Here is a 21,839-nt window from a genome sequence, read left to right as displayed (position 1 = left end):
TAAAATCACTCCTAATATACAGAAATTGATAAGTTAATTAAATTTTTAGAAAAATCAGTTGATTTATTTGTTTTGCATGTTATAATTTACGGATTAATAAGACTATATTAGTTTAAAGTAATGAAATGAAATGGGAAATGAGGAGAATAAATGAACCAAACGGCTGAAAAGAGGAGATTACTGCAAGTGGAGGACATTCTTATAGCACACCAGAATCTAAAAGATATCGTGGCCCATACACCCTTGCAAAAGAATGACCGCCTCTCCGAAAAATACGCCTGCAATGTTTTCTTAAAGCGGGAGGATATGCAGCATGTGCGTTCATTTAAGCTCCGGGGTGCTTTTTACCATATGAAAACACTGACCCCTGAAGAGTTAGTCAATGGGGTGGTATGTGCAAGTGCAGGAAACCATGCACAGGGAGTTGCCTATGCATGCCGTCAATTAGGTGTTCACGGGAAAATATTTATGCCGGCAACCACACCGCGGCAGAAGGTTAACCAAGTCTTGATGTTCGGTAAGGAAGATATTGAAGTGATTCTGACAGGAGACACTTTTGATGACTCCTTTGATAAGGCGGCCAAATGTGCAGAAGACGAAAACAGAGCTTTTATACATCCGTTTGACGATGAACGAGTCATGGCCGGACAAGGTACTGTTGCTGTGGAAATACTGAATGACTGTGAAGAGGAGCTTCATTATGTCTTCGCTGGAATCGGCGGCGGAGGGCTTATTGCTGGAGTTAGTACATATCTGAAAAGCATTACCCCATTAACTAAATGTATCGGGGTAGAACCGGAAGGAGCAGCTTCCATGAAGGCAGCTTTTAAACAGGGGAAAGCTGTCGTTCTTCCAGATATAGATAAGTTTGTAGACGGTGCAGCGGTTAAGTGTGTGGGCAGAAAAACATTCGAAATAGCGAGGCAGAATGTTGATGATATCATTGTTGTACCGGAGGGAAAGATTTGTTCCACGATATTGGAGCTGTATAATGAACATGCGATTGTTGCAGAACCGGCAGGGGCTTTATCTATTGCAGCACTAGAATTATATAAAGAAGAAATTAAAGGGAAAAACGTAGTCTGTATTATTAGCGGCGGGAACAACGACATAGGGCGGATGCAGGAAATTAAAGAGAGGTCATTGCAATATGAAGGCCTCCTATACTACTTTATAGTGAATTTCCCGCAGCGTGCAGGAGCACTCCGGGAATTCCTGGATGAAGTGTTAGGGCCTACCGACGATATAACAAGATTTGAGTATACAAAAAAGAATAATAAAGACAGCGGACCAGCCCTGGTGGGAATTGAGCTTAAGAAAAAAGAAGATTATCAGGGGCTGATCCAGCGAATGAGCAAAAAGAGCTTTCCTTATACAGAAGTTAATAAGGATAGCAATCTATTTAACTTATTGATTTAGATTGATAATTTTTCATGGTTTCGTTACAATGTAAAGGCAGGATCATTTCAGAAAAAATGATCGGTTACTGGTCTTTTGGCAAGCTTAAATAAAATAGTATACCTGAGTTAGTTTTCATCTAAAGGGGATGTATCCATGTTTTCAAACATTGGTGTACCAGGATTAATATTAATTCTTGTACTAGCTTTAATTATTTTCGGACCGAAAAAACTGCCGGAAATTGGACGTGCTTTTGGAGATACCTTAAGAGAATTCAAAAAGTCTACACGTGAACTTACCAGTGATGTTATGGACGATATAAAAGAGGAAGCTAAGCCTCGTAAGTAAGCAGCGTCAGCCGTCGGCATAACTCACGCTGATCATTAGGTGAATGGACTTGTTCCGGTGGTGGAATGAATGAATATTGTCCATGTTAGGAGTATACGTACAAGCGGCTGGGTGTGAGATGAAGCGATCTTACACCTTTTTGCAGTTATTTTAGACGCTTTAGTTTATTAAGGTTTGGTCGAATTAGAAAGGCGTGACCTCGTGATGCAAGATAAAGAACAGCACCTGGTTGAACATTTAGGGGAGCTTAGAAAACGGATTATTATTGTAGCAGCTTCATTTATATTGTTCTTTATACTGGGCTTTGTCTATGTAAAAGATATTTACCAATGGTTTGTCCGGGATTTGGATGTGAAGCTGACTGTTCTTGGTCCCAGTGATATTGTCTGGGTATATGTTTCCCTGGCAAGTGTTATCGCTGTTGCGGCTACGATTCCTGTTTTTGCTTTTCAGCTCTGGCTCTTTGTCAAACCTGCTTTAACAGCCAAGGAAAGAAGGATTACATTAAATTATATACCTTCTTTATTCATTCTTTTTATACTTGGTTTATCGTTTGGCTATTTTGTGATATTCCCAATCGTATTCCAATTCTTAATCGAGTTAAGCGGTGATATGGTCGTTACCCTCTTTACCGCCAGCAACTATTTTACTTTTATTCTGCATATGACGATTCCTTTTGGGGTTCTTTTTGAATTGCCAGTTGTTGTGATGTTTTTAACGTCCCTTGGTATCATTAATCCTTTTGTGCTTTCCAAGATCAGAAAATATGCATACTTTGTCTTAATCGTCGTGGCGATAACCATTACTCCGCCAGAAGTGACATCTGACATACTTGTTTCTATCCCTCTTCTTTTACTGTATGAGATCAGTATTTCTTTATCTAAAATTGTTTATAAAAGAAAATTAAAAAAACAGCATGAAAATAGAGTCCCGTCTGCTGCTGAGGAAGGCGTATAATTTAACCTTTGTATTCTTGCACCTCTAATCAGAGGTGTTTTTTTGGTTCTTTTTACCTAATTTCAAAAATAATCTATTTATTAAGCAGAATATGACATGATTAGACCTTTTCATTCGTGTATAATATAGTCAAACGGTGAAAAAGAGGATTGATATTTTGCTATTTAAAAGCCTGGAGTTCAAAAATGACATTGGACAGAAGGTAAAGATTATTGATATTCCTGTATTGGAGGAAGATAGCACCTTTCATTTTATGATTTCAGCACGCTTGGAAGTATTCATCAAAACCGTTTATTATGAAAGTAAATGGACCAGGAACTATTCTTTTAGAGAGTATTTGAAGAAAGAATTAAAATGGCCGGTTTACCAAAAATTATTCCAGAAAAATGAATTAAAAAATAATGCTTAAAAGGATCCGTAACTGGTTCCTTTTTCTTTTTGCAAAAAAGATAGGAAAATAGATGTAATAGACCGAATTTTGGCTGTATATCCTTTGAAAGTAGTTTGATTCCCGTCCTTGAGAAGGTATAATAAATAGAAGTGTTTTGAACAGGGATGTGAACAGATGCAGAAAATAAAAATAGTCACCGATTCCACGGCTGATCTTTCAGAGGAAATAGTTAGGAAGTACGATATAGAGGTAGTTCCTCTTACCATCTCCATTGATGGGGAAACCTTTATAGACAGGGTGGATATTACACCGTCAGAATTCATAAAAAAAATGGAAACATCAAAAGAGCTGCCTAAAAGCTCACAGCCATCCCCAGGTTCTTTTCTAGAAGTTTATAATCGGCTTGGGAAAGACGGAAGTCATATCATTTCGATACATATGACAGGCGGGATGAGCGGGACGGTCCGTTCAGCAGAAAGCGCTGCCACTATGACAGATGTCAAGGTAACGGTCCTGGATTCAAAGTTTATTTCCAAGGGATTGGCTTTTCAAGTGATCGAAGCCGCTCAGATGGCTGAAAAGGGACATCCTGTAGAGGAAATAATGGACCGCCTGGAAAAAATAAAAGAAAATACAAAGCTTATAATTATGGTAGATACGATGGAAAACCTGGTTAAAGGCGGCCGGGTTGGCAAGGTGAATGCGTTTCTAGGTTCGTTATTAAATATTAAGCCGATAGCTTCTCTTGTGGATGGAGTGCTGGAGCCTATTACAAAGGCTAGAAGCCATAATCAGGTGATTAAGTATATGACCAAACTTTTTGTTGAAGACTTCAATACCCATCATATTATCGGGGCAGGAATAGCCCAGGTTGAAGCAATTGAGGCAGCATCAAAGGTTAAAGAAGCGATTATTAAAAATACTGGCTTTAAAGATATTTCCATTGATTATACAACTCCTATTATAAGCACCCATACGGGAAAAGGGGCATTTGCATTAATTTATTATTACGAATAATAAGAAACGGCTTTTAAGCATAACATGTGCTGAAAAGCCGTTTTTTATAGTCTTTACTTTGGCATGGGAGTTGGTGTCGGCTTCTTAAACCCTTTTTTGTAGCGGTCTTCGATTATTTTGCGTACCTCAGTGAGAGACTTGCCTTCTTTAGATTGTAAGATAGCTGTAGAGGCAGTATCCAGACAAATACCGCACATCGCAGCGTGATTATCCCATACAATTGAGCCATCAGCGTGATTCTCGTACACAAAGCATTGATAGGTATCCATATGGCCAGCAGATTCCCCGCATCCGCAATAGCAGGGAATGAACTTCAGAATATTTTTATGCTTTGCAGCATTTAGGTAGATCTTTCTAATATGTTCGGGCTTACCATATAAGAAATGAGGCAATATCTCTGCCGAAGGCGTTTTTTCTTTGATATCTGCAATTCCCTTCCTTTCATGAAAATGGCAGTCTTTTTGTGAATTCTTCACGACAGCTGCTTCGGCTTGGGGAATACTGTCAGGCATTATTAAACAAAAAGAAAATAAAAGGAAAAGCGCCTTAATAATATTGTCTTTATTCATATTCTTCTCCATTCTGTAGAGTTCTCTTTATCTTCTAATAGGCCGCCTATTTTTATGTATGGGGTGTCTTTTGAAAAAAATTGTATAATCAGTGACAATGGTTTTAACTAAAACTTTCTTTTGCTAAAATAAAACAGAATAAGTAGATTAAAGGGTGGACTCAATGATAAGAAAAAACCATATCGCAATAATCATTTTACTATTAACCACTTTCTTGCTTGCTTCTTGCGGTCCTAAAGAAGTGCCAAATGCCAGGAATTGGCCGGTTGGAGATTTTAAGGCTGTAGACCAGGAGAACAAGGAGTTTACAAGGAAAGATTTAAAAGGAAAGATCTGGGTTGCGAATTTTATTTTTACTAACTGTACAACGGTTTGTCCGCCCATGACGGCCAATATGGCTAAATTACAACAGGAACTAAAAAAAGAGAAGCTTACTGATGTGCAGCTTGTCTCTTTCAGTATTGATCCTGAAATTGATTCCCCGCAAGTTATGAAAACTTATGGACAGAAGTTTAACGCCGACCATGAAAACTGGCATTTTATTACGGGCTATTCACAGAGCTTTATTGAAAAATTTTCAGCCGACAGTTTTCATATGCTTGTAAAAAAGCCTCAAAATGAAGACCAGGTTATACATGGAACAGAATTTGCTTTAGTGAATGAAGAGGGAAAAGTTATTCAAATGTATAAGGGAAATACTGACTTCCCTCTTGAAACAATAATTGAGCATGTAAAAATTCTTAAAAACAACTGAGCAGGCAGAAAATAGCCTGTTTTTTTTGTTTTTAATTTTTAACAGGGCTAACGTACCGATTATTATTCTGACATACCAGCAGATTTTTACTTCGTTCAGGTCTTGATTTTTCAAAAAGGTTTGAATTATTTTTTTCGTGTTATAATAAACATAATTTAAAGGCGGGTGAGGCTATGGTAAAAAAATTCACCTATCTTTTGTTCTGCTTGCTACTTCTGAGTTCCTGCAAATTAAAGGAAGTCGGCTTTTTTGAAATGAAAAAGCAGCCAAAGGAATCAACTGAAAACCGTCAACTGATAAAAGAGGATCAGCCAGCCGGGCTTATGAATGAAGATATAAAAATTACAGCAGCTGGTGATTCTTTAACGCAGGGAGTGGGAGACAGCACCAAAAATGGAGGTTACCTTCCCTATCTGCAAAAAGATATAGAAGAAAACGGCATGATCCGCCCTCAAATTTATAATTTTGGTGTTAAGGGCCATCGGACAGAACAATTGCTGAAAAGGCTGAACAAAAAGGAACTAAAAGACTCGATTCAAAAATCAGATGCAGTTATCCTCACTATTGGCGGAAACGATGTGATGAAAGTTTTCCGGGAAAATATAACCAATCTTAAACTTCAGGATTTTAACCGCGAAAAAGAAGCTTACCGTATGCGCCTTTTTCAAATCTTAGCCAAAATAAAGGCAATCAATAGTGAAGCTGAAGTTTATATCGTCGGATTGTATAACCCTTTTTATAAGTGGACTTCGAACGTAAAAGAATTGAAAATGATCTTGGATGAGTGGAATAAAGCAACTGAAGAATCTGCTAATGAGTTTAGCAAATGCTACTTTGTAAAAATTGAGGATATTTTTATTTCCACAAAAGAGGAGCTTCTTTTTCAAGACGATTACTTCCACCCCAATGACCGCGGCTATGAGCACATGGGAAATAGAATATACCAGGCTTTGAATCAGTATACCTTAAAGAGATTATTACTTAACTGACTTTCAAAGGGATAGGAGAGGTTATGCAGAAAAAAGATAAGTGGAAAATCTTATTTTTCCTTCTCCTGAGTTTTGTCATACTGACTCTGGCTTCACTGTTAATCCTAGTAAACCTGCCTGTTAAAGATAATAAAGATATAAAAAATATCAACAGAGATGAAATTGCAGGATTTAATATTCAAACGAATAAAGAAGATTTAAATGTTTTAATCAATCGTTATCTGAATCAAGAAGGCTTCAAAGGATCCATTAACTACGATGTGCTGCTAAAAGATGATGTAGAGCTGTATGGCACACTTCCAGCTTTTGGAAATGATCTAGAGCTTAAATTAACTTTCGAGCCAAAGGCATTAAAGAATGGTGACTTATTGCTGAAACAAAAGTCCATTTCCGTTGGACAAATGAAGCTTCCGGTTTCTTATGTGTTAAATATAGTAAACAATAGGTTTAAGACTCCGGAATGGGTCATTATCCAGCCAAATGATAAATTAATCTATGTGTCTCTTCAAAATATGGAGCTTGATAGCGGCCTCCAAGTTAAAGCAAAGAAATTTGATCTTAAACATGATGATATTTCGTTTCGATTGATGGTTCCTCCAGAAAAGTAAAAACCAAAAATCCTAAACAGATTTTTGGTTTTTTTTTTATGGATTAATAATTAATGCTTCTAATTCCGGATTGCCTTCTGCTAACCCTAATATAAGGATGGTGTAGGCTGTATTAGGATTCATCCGGATATTGGGAAGCGGCAGGACAACAGTGCTTGTTCCAGTAAGCCTGACTTCCAAATCAACAGTCATGGGTGTTAGCCCGACATAATCCGTCATTTTTCTAAACGTTGCATTGGGGAATATAACATCACCGTTTTTCACGGCAATATCTACAGATGGCGCATCCGGGGAGAAGTGAGCAATTCGTAATTTTGTTTCACTGGAAGGAACAAACAAATGATCTTCAATAGGCATTAACCGCAGGTTTGCGCCCGGACCAATTGCTGCCAGAGTGTAATATCTTCCGCTTTCAATATTTACTTTTCTGCTAATAACAGTCGATACCATTGTGCCGGCAGGATACATATCAATTTGATATCTGCCCGTCGGCAGTGATAAATAGTCACTCACATGCTTATATGACACATCCCTCAGCGTCCGCATTCCATTAATATATACATCTACGCTGGGGCTGTCGGGTGATGCATGTATGACTCTGACTCTTGCGGCCGCAGGGCGCATTTCATTTCCATTACCTAAATTCTGAACGGCTTTCTGAAGGTTGCTCAAGTGTTTGCTATAATATTGAACATGCAAATTAGGATTTGTATATTTATAGTAGTTCGCAAGCAGATCATACTTAGCAGCTTTTTCAAAATAATGATCGGCATTCCTCTTTATCAAAAAAATCGCTCCTCTCTTTGTAATGCCCAGTAAAAAAGGTACCTGTATATTTCAAGATTATCTACAGTCAATTTTTATCACTTACATACCATATGCATCGTTATTTGGGCTGGTGCTGGAAAAAAAGAGTTTCTTTTTTTGAAAACTTGTATATAATAAATATGTAATATTCTAAAAACTTGAATCGAAAGGCGGGATGTATGATGAAAACATTATTTGTTACCACAACGAATACAAGTATTTTCATATGTGCAGCCCATGCCAACTTCAAGGGATAAGTCTCTTTCCTGATTGAAATAGTCAAACCATGGGCTGCCTACAGTCCATGGTTTTTTTATTACATTATAATCAGGAGGAAACACATTGAATTCCATCTTAAAAAGTATCCATGAGGAAGCATTAGCCGAATATGAGCTTCATTATAAAAAGGAATATACAATAGGACGTGTAATCACCGAATACAAACATATTTATAGGGTGTTGACTGCAAATGGAGAATTTTTATGTGAACTATCTGGCAGATTCAGATTTAATTCATGTTCTCAAGAAGATTATCCAGCCGTAGGGGACTGGGTTGTACTCAGTGAACGAAGTAGAGAAAGTAAAGGCACCCTGCACGCGGTACTTCCCCGGAAAAGTAAGTTCTCACGGCTTAAAGCAGGTACAGAACCAGGCGAGCAGATTATCGCCGTTAATGTTGATTATATATTTATAGTCCTTTCATTAAATGTCGACTTTAATATAAGAAGGCTGGAAAGATACCTGATTTCAGTTTGGGAAAGCGGAGCATCACCAGTCATCGTTTTAAATAAAGCAGATTTATGCGAAGATATTGGCCAAAAGCTGATCGAGTTAGAGGCCGTAACGTTTGGAGTTCCTATTATGGTTATGAGTGCGTTATTCGAAGAAGGCCACGTGAAAATTCTAGAATTCCTTAAAGAAGGTAAAACTGGGGTGTTCACAGGTTCCTCTGGAGTAGGTAAATCTACCTTAATAAATGCTCTTGTCGGTGACAGCATACAAAAAATTGGCAGCATCAGGTGTGATGATGATAAAGGAAAACATGCAACCACACACAGGGAATTATTCATATTGCAAAATGGAGCTAATATCATCGATATTCCTGGAATGAGAGAGTTTGGACTTTGGGAATCGGAAGAGGGTCTTACTGAAAGCTTTAAAGATATCGAGGAGCTGGCAGGCAGCTGTTATTACAGCGATTGTCAGCATAAACAAGAACCAGGCTGTGCGGTGATCCATGCAATCGAAACAGGCACTATAGAAGAAGGACGTCTGAAAAATTATCAGAAGCTGCAGAGGGAAAAAGAATATCTGGAACGAAAAACGAATAAAAGCCGTCAAATTGCCGAGAAAAATAAATACAAAAAGCTGAATAAAGATCTAAGAAATAAACCTTATAAAAAGCGATAGCCTCTGGGAGTGAAGAAATTCACTCTTTTTTTGTTCCTGGGAAAGTTTTTGAGCATATAGGTTTACTCTAAAAATAATAGGCTATAAAATTTCAGATAAGGGAAGATTGTAAGTAAGGGACCCGAATGAAAGGGCAGGTGATGACTGTGGAAAAAGCCACTTTTGCAGGAGGCTGTTTTTGGTGTATGGTAAAGCCTTTTGATCAGCAGCCAGGAATTGAATCAGTTACATCCGGTTACACAGGCGGACATAAGGAAAATCCATCATATAGAGAAGTTTGTTCTGAAACGACGGGACACTATGAAGCTGTCCAAATCGTGTTTGATCCAGAGATATTTCCATATGAAAAATTGTTAGAGATCTATTGGATGCAGATAGATCCAACAGATCCAGGCGGTCAGTTTCATGACCGGGGCCAGTCTTACCAGACAGCGATCTTCTACCATAACGACACACAAAAAAAGCTTGCTGAAAAGTCCAAAGAAAAATTAGCTGCAAGCGGCAAGTTCAACAAGCCTATTGCAACAAAAATTTTAGAAGCAAAAGAATTTTATTCTGCCGAGGAATATCATCAGGATTATTACAAAAAAGAACCTTTGCATTATAATGGATACAGACTCGGCTCAGGACGGGCAGCTTTTATCGAGCATCATTGGGGGAATCAAAATGAACCAAAATAAAGAGGATTTAAAGAAAAAGCTGACACCCATCCAGTATGAAGTGACTCAAAACAACGGAACGGAGCCTCCATTTCAAAATGAATACTGGAACCATAGAGAACCGGGAATGTACGTTGATATTGTTTCAGGGAAACCTTTGTTTTCTTCACTGGACAAGTTTGACTCATCATGCGGCTGGCCAAGCTTTACTAAGCCTGTTGAGGATGAAGAGGTGAAAGAGCATGCCGATTACAGCTACGGAATGACCCGTGTGGAAGTTCGAAGCAAAACGGCTGACTCTCATCTAGGCCATGTGTTCAATGACGGACCCGGACCATCGGGCCTTCGCTATTGTATCAACTCTGCAGCGATCAGATTTATTCCCGTTAGTGAGCTCGAAAAGGAAGGGTACGGAGAATACCTGAAATTGTTTGAAAAAAACCATTAAGTCAGTCAGCGGAAGGTGATAGCATGTTTAAGAAATTATTTGGAAAAAAAGAAAAAAATCAAATTAAAGAAGAAGTATTAGCAGCGCCGGCAACAGGTAAGGTTGTTCCTCTTGATCAGGTCCCAGATCCGGTTTTTGCTGAAAAAATGATGGGGGACGGCCTGGCAATAGATCCATCAGAGGGAGTCATTGCTGCTCCAGCTGATGCGGAAGTGCTCCAGGTATTCCCTACTAAGCATGCGGTCGGCTTAAAAACAGCAACAGGCGCGGAAATATTGATTCATATCGGTTTAGAAACAGTTTCCATGAACGGAGAAGGATTCGAAACACATGTTTCAGCCGGTGATAAAGTAAAAAAAGGGCAGAAACTTGTTTCCTTTGATTTAAATTTAATCCGTGAAAAAGCAAAAAGCACAATTACTCCTATCATTGTTACCAACGGAGACTCATTTGAAGAACTTGATAAAACTTCAGAAACACAGGCTGTTTTAGGAGAAACCAACTTAATTACTTTGAAGGTTAAATAATAGCGAAAAAACCAGCCGGATATGGCTGGTTTTTTTGTTTTACTTTTTTGAGGTCATGCCGCCTGAAAGAACAAACTTCATGGCATCCTCTGGTTTAATATCAACGACTTCCACATCTTCCTTAGGTACTAAGAAAGTAAATCCTGCTACCTGGAAGGTTTGAGGAATATATACTGCAACATGCCCATTCAATGGTTGATAAAAAGTCTCAAGATTTTCTGAAGTGATAAAACCTATACTTTTCATTTGAGTCCCAGGGAGAGTGACCATAACAACCTTCGAAAAGGAAAGAATGGACCGTATCTTTTACCACTGAATAGATGGTCTTTACAATGGGTATCTTTTCGAGCAGGCGGTCGATTAACTTAATGATTTTTCCTGTTACGAACTGAGTGGAAAGCCAGCCTAGGAGGGTAATTAAAATCAAAGTAACCAAAAGACCGATTCCAGGAATATAATCTTCCTTAAATAAAGGCCTTAACAGATTGCCAAGAATACTGTCTAGAAAAGTAAAGGATTTGTAAATAACAAAGCCCGCGACAAGAATGGGGACAATCGTCAATACCCCATTAATAAAATTTTTAAGTATGGTTTTCATGTTTTACTCCTATATTATTTTTCGTAGCTTCCCGATAAGATAGAAGAAACTCGAAAGTACGCATCTCTGCTTTTATTAGCAGAAGGTTTTTCACCTGTAACCTCAAAGCGTACAGTGTGCGGTCCGTCTGATAAACCATTTGCAATGTACTGTATTCTTTCCCGTTTAAATGGCCACCAGGTATTCATCTTGGCCACAAAAATATTATCCACATACACGTTAACATAACCGCCGTCCGGCCCTCTGAGCAGTTTTACTCCAACTAAGTTTCCAGTAAATTCATATTCTGCTGAACTGCCAGCCTTTTTGCTCGTAAGATATCCATTTTTAGGATACAATCCGTTCTGCTGTCTATAGCGTGAGTTCACCTTCAATTTTAGTTCCCGAGCTTCAGGACTGATAGGTTTATTTAATTGAGCGATTGTTTTGTTATTCTTTTTATTGTTCTTGAGTAAATGATATAAAGTATCTGAGTAAAGAGAATAACCCTGGCCATTTGGATGGACGTTATCTCTAGTAAGCTCTTGATTGCTTTTACCGCTGTTCTTGAAAACAGGTCTCATATCTGCATTAGAGGCACCATAATGAGAGGAAAGGTCTTGAATTTTATTAGCAAAATCCTCAAATGTAAGACAGCTTTCTGTTATGGTAATGATTTCAGCAGCAGGATATTTGGCCTTACTCTGCCTGATTAATGACTCATACAGAATTCCAAAATCTCTCTCATTCATATACTTTCGATCATTTTCACCGAACACGATAAAAATAAGGTTAACCTGGTCCATTATTCTTTCGTTCTGCAATTTATACAGTCCCTCTAATGATGTAGCACCGCTTTGGACCAAAAAATCCCCCTTCATGCTGACACCATGCTGCTGGCTCATTTTCTTTTCGAGCTGTTTAAACCAGCGTCCATTTGGAGTTTCTGCACCAGAACCGCGACCAATGCTGTCCCCAATCACTAAATATGTAATGCGTTCTTTTTTTTCAATCTTTTCATATACAGATTCGTTTTTTTCAGAACCATAAGAGGTATTCAAAAAAAATAAACTGAACGAAAGGGCTGACAAAGTTAAAATAAAAATAAGGATGGTTGAAAAGTTCTTGGTCTTCAAATTCTTTCCTCCGTTATTTATATAAATCACACGACAAGAGGAACACACAAGAAACAAATAATTAATTATAAATACTATATTAACCCTTTTAAATTAAAGATAAAAGATGAATTTTAACATTTATTAATGAAAGCGTAATAAATGTCATATTCCGTAAAAATAGCAAAACTGGGCGAATGCACATACACACCTGTGCCCTCTTACATATTGTAAAAATGTAAACAGAAAAAGACGAATAGGAGTGAATTACATGTATTATGGTTGCGGATATGGCGGATACGGTTACGGCGGAGGCGGCGGCGGCGGTTTCGCTGGCGGATTTGCTTTGATCGTAGTTTTATTCATCTTATTAATTATTATTGGTGCTTCTTTCTCTGGAGGCTACTAAACCAACAAAGCTGCCGGAACCAGCAGGCTTACGGCGGAATAACAATTATGGAGAAAGCTGCAACAGAGCTGCCGAGTCTCATTGGCAGCTTTTTGTTGTGAAAATTTATATTTGGATTCAATATTCCAAGGGTAGTCCAAACCTAAACCGTATATTCAGTATATTCTAATTAAAAATAAAGCATGTTCCAGGATTGGTTATTGTAGAAGATAAAAGAAGTTTATATAGTAAAACACGAACATTGTTTTTATTTAATTGATAAAAGTTCGTATTTTTATTGACGAATTCTCTGCTCTTTGATATATTTTGTTAGGGATAAAAAATATATCAAGTTCTTCTTAGGAGGAAACGTTCATGAAAACGAATTACGATGTTATTGTTGTAGGAGCTGGTCCGGCCGGTATCTTTACATGTTATGAGCTGAATTTGAAAATGCCAGAAGCTAATATTTTATTAATTGATAAAGGTCACGACATATATAGAAGAAATTGTCCAATTCTTCAAAAGAAAATTGAAAAATGTCCTCCGGCTGTGGGAAGAAAGGAATTTGCAGGCTGTCTGCCCGCTTGCTCCATTACCAACGGTTTCGGGGGTGCGGGTGCCTATTCTGATGGAAAATTTAATATTACGAGCGAATTTGGAGGCTGGATGACTGACTATTTGTCCAATTCACAGGTTGAGGATTTAATTAACTATGTCGATGAAATCAATCTGAGCCACGGTGCTACAGACTCCATCACCGATCCTCTTACAGATGAAGTGCGTGATATTGAGCGCCGAGGCTATGCTGCAGGGCTTAAACTGCTTAGGGCAAAGGTCCGCCATTTGGGTACCGAGCAAAATCTAGAAATACTTAAGAGTATCTTTGAGTATTTAAAAGATAAAGTGGATATGGTCTTTAAAACAGAAGTGGAAGATTTAATAACGGAAAAAACGAGTGAAGGTCATATTATCCGCGGCATTTCCCTTAAAAATGGAGAGAACGTTTCTGCAGATAAAGTGGTAATCGCACCAGGACGGGACGGATCCAAATGGCTGACAGGCCTCATGAAAAAACGCAGACTGAAAATGCTCAACAATCAAGTGGATATAGGTGTGAGGGTAGAGACATCCAATATTGTTATGGAAGAGATCAATAAACATCTATATGAGGGTAAATTTGTTTTCAATACATCTGTCGGAACTAAGGTCCGTACGTTCTGTTCCAATCCCTCAGGACATGTTGTAGTTGAAAATCATTCTGGAATTATGCTGGCAAATGGGCATGCTTACAAGGACCCGAAATTAGGAAGCGGTAACACAAACTTTGCACTTCTTGTTTCTCACACTTTTTCAGAACCATTTGATAAACCAAACGAATATGCTCATGAAGTTTCCCGTCTAGCCAATGCACTATCTAACGGCGGACTGATCGTGCAAAAATATGGCGATATTTTAAAAGGACGGCGCTCCACTGAGAAACGCATCAAGGAAGGTTTCCTTGAGCCAACCTTAAAAGAAGCAGTACCTGGCGATCTCGGACTTGTACTTCCTTATAACACGTTAAGAAGCTTAATAGAAATGACCGAAGCCTTAAACAAGGTTTCACCTGGACTCGCGTCCGAGCATACATTGTTCTACGGAGTGGAGGCTAAATTTTATTCTGCACGCCCGAAACTGAATGACCGGTTCGAAACAGAAATTTCCGGACTTTATGTTGGCGGAGATGGCGGCGGTATCACCCGAGGACTTGCACAGGCCAGCGCCTGCGGAGTCTGGATTGCACGTGACATTATCCAAAAAATCAATAAACCTGTTATTGCTGAACCAGTTATGGTTTAGGTTAGAAGCTCTTTATATTTAGGAAAAGCGCTCGAATTGGCTCAACCTTAAGTGACACTTATTATCTCGATATCAGAGGTAATGGGTGTTTTTTTATTGTGGATAAGGTGTGGGAGAGAGTATTTGAAGTTACGAGGGAATTTAGGCATGCTGTGACTTTCATTTGGAGAGGCAAAAAATTCGCAGCTGAAGGAGACAACCGGTTTGAAGGAGTACGAACTATGGGGAAATGACTCAATAATAGACGAACGGATATCTATGAAGAATACCCTGTGACTAAGATATCTTAAAGAATTATTTTTATGCGATCCTGAAACTTTTCAGGAATAGCAGGATCAGCATAAGTGTCAAAGGTAAGCATGAATACCAGCGAATAAGCATAAGTTTAAAAGATAAGCATTAATCTAATAAGTCAAGCAAAGAAAACCAAGACTTAAGCATAAATTCCTCAAACTTAAGCGTAAATCTTCAAAACCCAAGCATAAACTTTAAAAACTTAAGCATAAACCGCCAAAATATAGCCTCAAGTTTGATTAACTTACGTATATGAAGCCATAATAAGAACCTTTTCACCCTAAAACCTCTTCTATAGCCACTTAAGAATATAATTTAGCCACCTAAAAACACGATTTAGCCACCTAAAATGCTTTTCACACCGCCTAACCAGCAATTAACAATCTCTGCCCCAGTATATCTGACTCCATCTGACTCCATCTGACTAGATGCATTGCCCTATATTAAATTTATGCGGTCCAGCTAGCTTGAATTTAGTTTTTTTTTAAAAGGTTCATTCATCTGGAAGCTGCTATTGAACTTTTAGCAAGTACACCTGCTCCAGTTAAATCTAATTAAATCAACTGCCGTATAAACCTCTAATATAAACATAAGATTGCGATTGGCCAGGATAAAATAACGATTTAACCACCAAACAGCTTAAAGGCAAACAACAGGGCCTTTTCATCAACACTCTGCCACATACACTTCAAATTAAGGATTGCATTTTTGTCAAATTAACTCCTTTAAAAAGGATTACATTTTTGCCACCCGTAAACTCATATTAATCAAATATTTAATTTTCCACAAAAAAGAAGGATTCAGCCACCAAATGCACCATTCAAGCAACCAACTACTAACACGGCAGCAGTTAGGTTCAGCTTTAAGTATCCTCTTCACCCATAAAAAAGCATAATTAAAAATTCGCAGGTTTTTAGCTGCATGCATATGCTACACCATGATAAAGGCACAGTCATGTGATAAATACCTGGGAGGCCGATAGTATGAACTCTAGCTTGTTTAAGCCTAACCGCCATTGGAATTCTATTGAGTTGTGGAAAAATGTTACTGAGGAACAATGGAACAACTGGCTGTGGCAGTTAACAAATACTGTCAGAAATCTTGAGGATTTACAAAAGGTTATTCAATTAACAGATGAAGAGATTGAAGGAGTCAAGATCTCGACTAAAACGATACCACTGAATATTACTCCCTACTATGCATCTTTAATGGATCCTGATGATCCAAGATGTCCTATTCGGATGCAGTCGGTTCCTGTGTCAAAAGAGATTCATAAAACGAAGTATGATATGGAGGATCCTTTACACGAAGATGAGGATTCTCCTGTACCCGGCCTGACTCACCGATACCCGGATAGAGTCTTGTTTCTGGTTACCAATCAGTGTTCCATGTATTGCCGCTATTGCACGAGAAGAAGATTTTCCGGGCAGATCGGCATGGGGGTTCCAAAAAAACAGCTGGATGCGGCTATAAATTATATTAAGGAAACACCTGAAGTCCGTGATGTACTGATATCCGGCGGAGACGGACTGCTCATCAATGATACTATCCTAGAGTATATTTTAAAAAATCTTCGTGAAATACCGCATGTTGAAATTATCAGAATCGGAACGAGGGCTCCTGTTGTTTTTCCTCAGAGAATAACTGAAAATCTGTGCAGCATTCTTAAGAAATATCATCCTGTCTGGCTTAACACCCATTTTAATACTTCCATTGAAATTACCGAGGAGTCGAAACAGGCCTGTGAAATGCTTGTAAATGCAGGGGTTCCAGTCGGCAATCAATCTGTTATTCTGGCAGGAATTAATGACAGCGTTCATATTATGAAAAAACTGATGCATGATCTGGTTAAAATCAGGGTCCGTCCTTATTATATCTATCAGTGTGATCTCTCCGAAGGTATCAGCCATTTTCGTGCTCCTGTTTCAAAAGGGATCGAAATTATTGAAGGGTTAAGAGGGCACACATCTGGTTATGCCGTTCCAACTTTCGTTGTGGATGCTCCTGGAGGAGGAGGGAAAATTTCTCTTCAGCCTAATTATTTAATTTCGCAAAGTCCATCCAAAACCATATTACGAAATTTTGAAGGAGTGATTACTTCTTATCCAGAACCAGAATCTTATACTCCGGGGAAAGCAGAATCCTTTTTTGAAAAAGTATATGGCAATCAACAAAGCATTAATTCCACTGCCGGTATAGCCGGAATTAATACAGACTTGCATTTTAATTTAGTGCCAGAGGGACTGGATAGAAACAGCAGGAGAAAGAAATATGAGGAAAATCCAGGACACACCTCCTTAAAGGATAAGAGGGGAAAAAGAGATGAACTAAAAGAAAAAAAGTTTCTTTCTCAGCAAAAGAATTTTCAGGAAACCAATATGAATGAAAAATTGAATCTGCCTGGAGGGGAAAAGGAATGAGTTCTGAGTGTGTTTGGTGCAATGAAAGAAGCATTGTTGACATAGAAGATCAGGTATACTGGGAGCTTCCCGATGGCTCACGTTCTATTGAAATAACAGCAACTCCTTCTCTTTTTTGCTCAAGCTGCCATGCTGTTTACCTGGATGAGAAGCTTGCTGCAGATTTAGAAGATCAATTGTTCTTAATAGATCGAAATGAGCTTAGTTCCTCGATAAGCTTCAGTAAATTGATGGCACTGCCGAAAATGTTGAAGAAGAACTATTTCAACTTTAAATCGGAATAGGAATTGGTATTTGGTCAATAAATAAAAAAGATGAATGATTATAACACCTGCCAATAAAAACTGGCAGGTGTTTTTCATTTTAAATAAAATCGAACTTAATACATAATGATAGACGGTTATAAATTGTTAGTTATATGATAAAAACAGAAAATAACACAAGGGGATTTGTGAATGAAATCTTTTTATCATTTTTTGATGAGGTATAGACAGCCAAAGGACTTGGATGAAATAACAAAATTCGCTAATTCCGCATACAAGGATCATAGCTTTCCAAAGCAATCCAGTGATTATCACGAGATAAGCAATTATCTAGAGCTGAATGTACATTATCTAGAGAGTATGGCTGTATTTGACAGGGCATGGGATCTTTATCTGGAAGAGGAACACCTGTAAAAAATATTATATGGTTAACACCGCGCTCGAGATAAAACTTATAGCAAAAAAGGGTTGATTGGAAGGGTTTATGCCTTCTTATCAGCCCTTTTTTATGTACAAGTATAGAGAGGGATTGTTGTCTATTTCTATGACGCACAGCTTAGAGACTGCATATAATATCCTAACTAATCAACCAAGAACTGTCTTGAGAGGATGGCTCTAATGGCTAATGAAAAAAAACCAAAATTCAAGATTGGAGACACTGTTGTCATCAATATATATGGAACAGTCGGGAAAATAACTGATTTAAAGCTTATGGATGGTGCCTATGTCTACGAAGTTAATCACAGTGAAGGACTTTATTTGGAATCCTCTCTTGAACACATATCAGACTATCAAGGAGAGATTGTTACCGAGTCCGAGCAGATTGATATAGTTTATAAATACTTCTTTGGTGACTTAGTCCAAGTGGACGGCTATGGTACAGAGTTGTTTAAGATCGTGGGATTTAGGACAGAAATATGGAGATATAAAGAAAATGCGTGGGAGGATGTCATTTACGAACTCTCTAAAATCACAGATGGTGAGTGGCTCGAGGCTCACGAAGATGAATTATCCCTCATAGCGGATTATGAAACCGCTGATACCTATATCCAAAAACTCGGGTTTTTGTATCCCATTTCCAAAAAAACAAATAAGGTAGAATTAAATAAAGCCCCTGCTGTTGCCAAGAAAAGTGAGAAAGAATGGCTGGATTGGAAAAAAGAAAAGGCGTTATTAATAGATGGTCTGCTTGACTTGTATAATGATTATAATTCCTTATTTCTATCCTTTAAAGATGAGGAGTATAAAAAGGTCATGCAGCTGGTGTTAAAAAAAATCCAGACCGTAGCAGATGAGATGTATAAAAAAACAACGTGAGACTCTTGGGATATTTCTGGTCAAGAAAGCTTGTATAAAATACTGGTATAAAAAACCTATACCATCATACATCTAAAACAAGGGGGCGATTCAGATGCGTGAAATTGAAGTATTTATTGATACGGAAGAAATCGCAGAATTCTTTTTTCATGAACTGGTGAAAAGAGGATTTGTTCCTTCCCAGGAAGAACTAGAAGAGATTGCAGACATTACATTTGAATACCTGATTGAAAAATCAATCATTGATGAAGAGGTTGAAGAATAGCCCCGTATCATGCCAGGAGCCAGCGGGAAAAGCAAAAACGGCGGATTTCCGTCGTTTCTTTAGTGTAAAAGAAAAATATTTTCGATAATTGAAACCTATGAGAATCATAGCCGTAGATAAACAAAGGAGTGAAATATATGTTTAAGAAAATATTAAAAAGTCTGTTAGGCGGCAAGTCGAATAGCCATTTTTCCTCCAGCGATAAATGGAAGCATAAACATTCCTATAAAAAAGAAATTGGCTATGGAGCTAAGCATTATAAGAAAAAGAAGCACTCCAGCCTGTTCTCCAGCTCAAAAGGATTTTTCAGCAGCTGAAGGTCCTCCTGAGCTAACATGAATTTTAAGAATATGCATCCGTTTAAAACTCTTATGCCAGAAAAAATCCTCGAAAAGCGATTTATCAAGGAACTAGAAAAACATCACAGCTTGGTGATTATGTCTGAAGCAGGTTCTGGAAGTTACGGGAAAGCGTATATCATACAGAATACAATCAACCAGGGGTCTTTTGTCTTAAAGCGGCTCAGAAAACGGAAATGGAGATCTAATGATGCGCTGCTGGCATTCCAATTAGAACAAAAGATTTTACAAACACTCAGCCATCCTGCGATTCCAAAATTTGTATCGAGCGGTGAATTATTAGGGATTCCCTTTTACATCATGGAGAGAAAGTATGGCTATACCCTTGAGGAAAACCTATTTACTGAACAAAAGGTCTTTTCTGAAGAGCAGTCTTTCCATCTCGCCTGTAAGCTGTTAAAAGTAATAACGTATATGCATGAGAAAGGAATTGTCCATAGGGACATACGTATTCCTAATGTCCTGTTGCAAGGCGATTCGATCAGTTTGATTGATTTTGGGCTTGGCAGTTTCATCGATAGGAACGAGGAATATGACTGCAATCAACATCCGAAACAGAGTAAAACCTATCTCAGCGATTTATATTGCCTTGGCCACTTTTTACTATTCTTATTATATTCAAACTTTAAAGGTGACAGTTGCTCTGGCCGAAGCTGGGAGGAAGAATTAAACATCAGCATGAAATCTAGAGAAATTATTAAAAAATTATTATTAGCAGCAGAACCATATCCATCAAGTAAGGCAGCTCTGGATCATGTAAACCGTCATATACAAATTCTTCGGGGGGATAAAAATGGCATTATTTAATAAAATGCTGGCGAGCATAGGCATCGGAACAGCAAAAGTGGACACCAGACTTGATTCTGACCGTTATCTGCCAGGACAGACTGTACAAGGGAAGGTAGAAATAAGAGGAGGATCAGTTGAGCAGAAAATTGAAGAAATATATCTTACTTTACATACCACTTATATAAAGGAACAGGATGACAAAAAATATACTCAAACAGCAGCACTAGAGAAACTACGGTTGAATGATCCATTTACGATAGCACCCGGCGAATTACGAACCATGCCTTTTTCCCTGGTACTCCCTAATGATACACCCCTTACCTATGGACGCACAAAGGTATGGATTTCAACAGGTTTGGAAATAAAAAACGCCGTAGATCCTTCAGATGAAGATTTCATTCAAATTCTCCCGGGGCCGATTGTACATGCAGCCCTGCTGGCACTGACAGATTTAGGGTTTAAGCTTAGGCAGGCAGAGTGTGAAGCCGTTTCATATAAACTGAATCATCATCGTCCATTTATTCAGGAATTTGAATTTATTCCAGTGACTGGGCCTTATCATGGAAAACTGGATGAACTTGAAATAAGCTTCCTTTCAGTCTCAGAAGAACGTGCAGAAATCCTTCTTGAAGTAGACCGGAAAGCCAAGGGGCTCGCAGGACTATTTGCTGAAGCAATGGAGATGGATGAAACAATGGTACGCGCTTTCATTACAAAACAGGATATTCCACAGATGAGAGAAAAACTAAATCAAATAATCAGCAGGTATATTTAATAAGTGTGAAAGACCTTTCTATAATGGAAGGTCTTTTTCATAAAGACTATTTTTCAATGGCCTTTCAGACGGCGGTGTGCGACAAAACTAGTGCTTTTTTGATGAAGGATTCGACGACCCCTTTATGTAATAGTATGTACTAGAATGAATAAAGGGGCTGAAAAATATGAAATGGCTGCAGCTGGTCTATCATAGCAGAAAAAAGTATGACATAACGATATTTCAGACACCGTTATTTGGGGAAAACAAAGGCTATCGGCAGGTTTACAGATTAACAATTGGAGGACATTCACACCAGGATGTGATCAAAAGGGTATTTTCTACATTTAATGTGCTAGACCGCTTGCCAAAGGATTTTAAAGCAAGATACATATTTACAGGAGATATAATATTAATTGATGAAGGATTGCGCGGAATGAGCTATTACCAGCTTCAATCTGGAGGATGGGTGAAAATTAACAGAATGCAAGTTTGCTGAAATAGCCGCCGGATGGCGGTTTTTTTAGTGACGTCCCAATAAGGATGTGGTTCATCAGGTTCCTATTTAATATTA

The 21,839-nt window shown here is 38.2% G+C and carries 25 protein-coding genes and 2 pseudogenes; 23 read left to right on the top strand and 4 right to left on the bottom strand.

All coding sequences use genetic code 11. From position 1 onward, the window contains the following. Positions 1-150: 150 nt before the first annotated feature. From ilvA to JOC77_RS09425, 5 genes are all read left to right on the top strand, one after another. Positions 151-1,419, top strand: a complete 1,269-nt coding sequence (ilvA, locus tag JOC77_RS09445; RefSeq protein WP_204542319.1) for a threonine ammonia-lyase IlvA — start codon at positions 151-153, stop codon at positions 1,417-1,419. Between the two features lie 135 nt (positions 1,420-1,554). Next, positions 1,555-1,746: a twin-arginine translocase TatA/TatE family subunit gene (locus tag JOC77_RS09440; RefSeq protein WP_204542317.1), complete on the top strand. Its 192-nt coding sequence runs from the start codon at positions 1,555-1,557 to the stop codon at positions 1,744-1,746. Positions 1,747-1,950: 204 nt separating this feature from the next. After that, positions 1,951-2,703 carry a twin-arginine translocase subunit TatC gene (gene tatC, locus JOC77_RS09435; RefSeq protein ID WP_204542618.1) on the top strand — a complete coding sequence of 251 codons (753 nt, stop codon included), beginning with the start codon at positions 1,951-1,953 and terminating at the stop codon, positions 2,701-2,703. Between the two features lie 157 nt (positions 2,704-2,860). Beyond that, positions 2,861-3,112: a DUF2535 family protein gene (locus JOC77_RS09430; RefSeq protein WP_204542315.1), complete on the top strand. Its 252-nt coding sequence runs from the start codon at positions 2,861-2,863 to the stop codon at positions 3,110-3,112. 156 nt (positions 3,113-3,268) lie between these two features. Next, complete coding sequence (locus JOC77_RS09425) at positions 3,269-4,111, top strand: DegV family protein (protein WP_204542314.1); 843 nt, start codon at positions 3,269-3,271, stop codon at positions 4,109-4,111. A 53-nt stretch (positions 4,112-4,164) separates the two neighbouring features. On the opposite strand, the gene JOC77_RS09420 is transcribed toward JOC77_RS09425, so the two are convergent. Beyond that, positions 4,165-4,680 carry a PCYCGC motif-containing (lipo)protein gene (locus JOC77_RS09420; protein ID WP_204542312.1) on the bottom strand — a complete coding sequence of 172 codons (516 nt, stop codon included), beginning with the start codon at positions 4,678-4,680 and terminating at the stop codon, positions 4,165-4,167. A 163-nt stretch (positions 4,681-4,843) separates the two neighbouring features. On the opposite strand from JOC77_RS09420, the gene JOC77_RS09415 reads away from it, so the two are divergent. The 3 genes from JOC77_RS09415 to JOC77_RS09405 all read left to right on the top strand — a co-directional run bounded on the left by JOC77_RS09415 (position 4,844) and on the right by JOC77_RS09405 (position 7,031). Beyond that, positions 4,844-5,434 carry an SCO family protein gene (locus tag JOC77_RS09415; RefSeq protein WP_204542310.1) on the top strand — a complete coding sequence of 197 codons (591 nt, stop codon included), beginning with the start codon at positions 4,844-4,846 and terminating at the stop codon, positions 5,432-5,434. Between the two features lie 173 nt (positions 5,435-5,607). Continuing rightward, entirely contained in the window at positions 5,608-6,423 is an 816-nt protein-coding gene (locus JOC77_RS09410; protein ID WP_204542308.1) for an SGNH/GDSL hydrolase family protein, read from the top strand. A gap of 23 nt (positions 6,424-6,446) precedes the next feature. After that, positions 6,447-7,031, top strand: coding sequence for a YpmS family protein (locus JOC77_RS09405; RefSeq protein WP_204542306.1), 585 nt, complete (start codon positions 6,447-6,449; stop codon positions 7,029-7,031). A 36-nt stretch (positions 7,032-7,067) separates the two neighbouring features. Here the strand turns inward: JOC77_RS09405 and JOC77_RS09400 are convergent, their stop codons facing one another. Beyond that, the gene (locus tag JOC77_RS09400; RefSeq protein ID WP_239558691.1) at positions 7,068-7,817 is read right to left on the bottom strand and encodes a DUF4397 domain-containing protein; all 750 of its coding nucleotides are present in this window, start codon (positions 7,815-7,817) and stop codon (positions 7,068-7,070) included. A 363-nt stretch (positions 7,818-8,180) separates the two neighbouring features. Between JOC77_RS09400 and rsgA the strand changes: the two genes are divergently transcribed. The 4 genes from rsgA (at position 8,181) to JOC77_RS09380 (ending at position 10,882) form a co-directional block, all read left to right on the top strand. Further along, positions 8,181-9,248: a ribosome small subunit-dependent GTPase A gene (rsgA, locus tag JOC77_RS09395; RefSeq protein WP_204542303.1), complete on the top strand. Its 1,068-nt coding sequence runs from the start codon at positions 8,181-8,183 to the stop codon at positions 9,246-9,248. Between the two features lie 140 nt (positions 9,249-9,388). Beyond that, positions 9,389-9,928: a peptide-methionine (S)-S-oxide reductase MsrA gene (gene msrA / locus JOC77_RS09390; RefSeq protein ID WP_204542296.1), complete on the top strand. Its 540-nt coding sequence runs from the start codon at positions 9,389-9,391 to the stop codon at positions 9,926-9,928. Continuing rightward, positions 9,915-10,355: a peptide-methionine (R)-S-oxide reductase MsrB gene (gene msrB, locus JOC77_RS09385; protein WP_204542289.1), complete on the top strand. Its 441-nt coding sequence runs from the start codon at positions 9,915-9,917 to the stop codon at positions 10,353-10,355. The genes msrA and msrB overlap by 14 nt, the downstream gene beginning before the upstream one ends. A gap of 23 nt (positions 10,356-10,378) precedes the next feature. Next, positions 10,379-10,882, top strand: coding sequence for a PTS sugar transporter subunit IIA (locus JOC77_RS09380; RefSeq protein ID WP_204542282.1), 504 nt, complete (start codon positions 10,379-10,381; stop codon positions 10,880-10,882). A gap of 39 nt (positions 10,883-10,921) precedes the next feature. Here JOC77_RS09380 and JOC77_RS09375 read toward each other — a convergent pair. Together JOC77_RS09375 and JOC77_RS09370 are read right to left on the bottom strand one after the other, a co-directional pair. Next, positions 10,922-11,480, bottom strand: a pseudogene (locus tag JOC77_RS09375) (DUF502 domain-containing protein). 14 nt (positions 11,481-11,494) lie between these two features. Next, the gene (locus JOC77_RS09370; protein ID WP_204542280.1) at positions 11,495-12,595 is read right to left on the bottom strand and encodes an SGNH/GDSL hydrolase family protein; all 1,101 of its coding nucleotides are present in this window, start codon (positions 12,593-12,595) and stop codon (positions 11,495-11,497) included. A 298-nt stretch (positions 12,596-12,893) separates the two neighbouring features. Between JOC77_RS09370 and JOC77_RS21255 the strand changes: the two are divergent. The 11 genes and pseudogenes from JOC77_RS21255 to JOC77_RS09315 all read left to right on the top strand — a co-directional run. Continuing rightward, a pseudogene (locus tag JOC77_RS21255) lies at positions 12,894-12,983 on the top strand (YjcZ family sporulation protein); the annotation flags it as partial. Positions 12,984-13,337: 354 nt separating this feature from the next. Further along, the gene (locus tag JOC77_RS09360) at positions 13,338-14,804 is read left to right on the top strand and encodes an NAD(P)/FAD-dependent oxidoreductase (protein ID WP_204542270.1); all 1,467 of its coding nucleotides are present in this window, start codon (positions 13,338-13,340) and stop codon (positions 14,802-14,804) included. A 1,277-nt stretch (positions 14,805-16,081) separates the two neighbouring features. Then, positions 16,082-17,518, top strand: a complete 1,437-nt coding sequence (gene kamA, locus JOC77_RS09355; protein ID WP_204542269.1) for a lysine 2,3-aminomutase — start codon at positions 16,082-16,084, stop codon at positions 17,516-17,518. Then, the gene (locus tag JOC77_RS09350) at positions 17,515-17,802 is read left to right on the top strand and encodes a YokU family protein (RefSeq protein WP_204542267.1); all 288 of its coding nucleotides are present in this window, start codon (positions 17,515-17,517) and stop codon (positions 17,800-17,802) included. The genes kamA and JOC77_RS09350 overlap by 4 nt, the downstream gene beginning before the upstream one ends. A 171-nt stretch (positions 17,803-17,973) precedes the next feature. Then, positions 17,974-18,195, top strand: a complete 222-nt coding sequence (locus JOC77_RS09345) for a YozE family protein (RefSeq protein WP_204542265.1) — start codon at positions 17,974-17,976, stop codon at positions 18,193-18,195. A 204-nt stretch (positions 18,196-18,399) separates the two neighbouring features. After that, positions 18,400-19,098, top strand: coding sequence for a hypothetical protein (locus JOC77_RS09340; RefSeq protein ID WP_204542263.1), 699 nt, complete (start codon positions 18,400-18,402; stop codon positions 19,096-19,098). 94 nt (positions 19,099-19,192) lie between these two features. Continuing rightward, positions 19,193-19,363: a YozD family protein gene (locus JOC77_RS09335; RefSeq protein ID WP_101644352.1), complete on the top strand. Its 171-nt coding sequence runs from the start codon at positions 19,193-19,195 to the stop codon at positions 19,361-19,363. Positions 19,364-19,500: 137 nt separating this feature from the next. After that, positions 19,501-19,680 carry a hypothetical protein gene (locus tag JOC77_RS09330; RefSeq protein WP_204542261.1) on the top strand — a complete coding sequence of 60 codons (180 nt, stop codon included), beginning with the start codon at positions 19,501-19,503 and terminating at the stop codon, positions 19,678-19,680. Positions 19,681-19,698: 18 nt separating this feature from the next. Next, positions 19,699-20,529: a protein kinase domain-containing protein gene (locus JOC77_RS09325; protein WP_204542259.1), complete on the top strand. Its 831-nt coding sequence runs from the start codon at positions 19,699-19,701 to the stop codon at positions 20,527-20,529. After that, complete coding sequence (locus JOC77_RS09320; protein WP_204542252.1) at positions 20,516-21,286, top strand: sporulation protein; 771 nt, start codon at positions 20,516-20,518, stop codon at positions 21,284-21,286. The genes JOC77_RS09325 and JOC77_RS09320 overlap by 14 nt, the downstream gene beginning before the upstream one ends. A 166-nt stretch (positions 21,287-21,452) precedes the next feature. Further along, positions 21,453-21,764: a hypothetical protein gene (locus JOC77_RS09315; protein ID WP_204542250.1), complete on the top strand. Its 312-nt coding sequence runs from the start codon at positions 21,453-21,455 to the stop codon at positions 21,762-21,764. Positions 21,765-21,839 lie beyond the last annotated feature (75 nt).

It is taken from the genome of Peribacillus deserti (genome assembly GCF_016909175.1).
Classification (GTDB): domain Bacteria; phylum Bacillota; class Bacilli; order Bacillales; family DSM-1321; genus Paraperibacillus; species Paraperibacillus deserti.
Note: the sequence above shows the minus strand (reverse complement) of the source record. Positions and strands in the feature narration are given on the sequence as shown.

Excerpts from the sequence above, each read along its gene's own strand:
- ilvA (WP_204542319.1), top strand. The coding sequence starts at position 151 with ATGAACCAAACGGCTGAAAAGAGGAGATTACTGCAAGTGGAGGACATT.
- JOC77_RS09440 (WP_204542317.1), top strand. The coding sequence starts at position 1,555 with ATGTTTTCAAACATTGGTGTACCAGGATTAATATTAATTCTTGTACTA.
- tatC (WP_204542618.1), top strand. The coding sequence starts at position 1,951 with ATGCAAGATAAAGAACAGCACCTGGTTGAACATTTAGGGGAGCTTAGA.
- JOC77_RS09425 (WP_204542314.1), top strand. The coding sequence starts at position 3,269 with ATGCAGAAAATAAAAATAGTCACCGATTCCACGGCTGATCTTTCAGAG.
- JOC77_RS09420 (WP_204542312.1), bottom strand. The coding sequence starts at position 4,680 with ATGAATAAAGACAATATTATTAAGGCGCTTTTCCTTTTATTTTCTTTT.
- JOC77_RS09415 (WP_204542310.1), top strand. The coding sequence starts at position 4,844 with ATGATAAGAAAAAACCATATCGCAATAATCATTTTACTATTAACCACT.
- JOC77_RS09410 (WP_204542308.1), top strand. The coding sequence starts at position 5,608 with ATGGTAAAAAAATTCACCTATCTTTTGTTCTGCTTGCTACTTCTGAGT.
- JOC77_RS09405 (WP_204542306.1), top strand. The coding sequence starts at position 6,447 with ATGCAGAAAAAAGATAAGTGGAAAATCTTATTTTTCCTTCTCCTGAGT.
- msrA (WP_204542296.1), top strand. The coding sequence starts at position 9,389 with ATGACTGTGGAAAAAGCCACTTTTGCAGGAGGCTGTTTTTGGTGTATG.
- msrB (WP_204542289.1), top strand. The coding sequence starts at position 9,915 with ATGAACCAAAATAAAGAGGATTTAAAGAAAAAGCTGACACCCATCCAG.
- JOC77_RS09380 (WP_204542282.1), top strand. The coding sequence starts at position 10,379 with ATGTTTAAGAAATTATTTGGAAAAAAAGAAAAAAATCAAATTAAAGAA.
- JOC77_RS09360 (WP_204542270.1), top strand. The coding sequence starts at position 13,338 with ATGAAAACGAATTACGATGTTATTGTTGTAGGAGCTGGTCCGGCCGGT.
- kamA (WP_204542269.1), top strand. The coding sequence starts at position 16,082 with ATGAACTCTAGCTTGTTTAAGCCTAACCGCCATTGGAATTCTATTGAG.
- JOC77_RS09350 (WP_204542267.1), top strand. The coding sequence starts at position 17,515 with ATGAGTTCTGAGTGTGTTTGGTGCAATGAAAGAAGCATTGTTGACATA.
- JOC77_RS09345 (WP_204542265.1), top strand. The coding sequence starts at position 17,974 with ATGAAATCTTTTTATCATTTTTTGATGAGGTATAGACAGCCAAAGGAC.
- JOC77_RS09340 (WP_204542263.1), top strand. The coding sequence starts at position 18,400 with ATGGCTAATGAAAAAAAACCAAAATTCAAGATTGGAGACACTGTTGTC.
- JOC77_RS09335 (WP_101644352.1), top strand. The coding sequence starts at position 19,193 with ATGCGTGAAATTGAAGTATTTATTGATACGGAAGAAATCGCAGAATTC.
- JOC77_RS09330 (WP_204542261.1), top strand. The coding sequence starts at position 19,501 with ATGTTTAAGAAAATATTAAAAAGTCTGTTAGGCGGCAAGTCGAATAGC.
- JOC77_RS09325 (WP_204542259.1), top strand. The coding sequence starts at position 19,699 with ATGAATTTTAAGAATATGCATCCGTTTAAAACTCTTATGCCAGAAAAA.
- JOC77_RS09320 (WP_204542252.1), top strand. The coding sequence starts at position 20,516 with ATGGCATTATTTAATAAAATGCTGGCGAGCATAGGCATCGGAACAGCA.
- JOC77_RS09315 (WP_204542250.1), top strand. The coding sequence starts at position 21,453 with ATGAAATGGCTGCAGCTGGTCTATCATAGCAGAAAAAAGTATGACATA.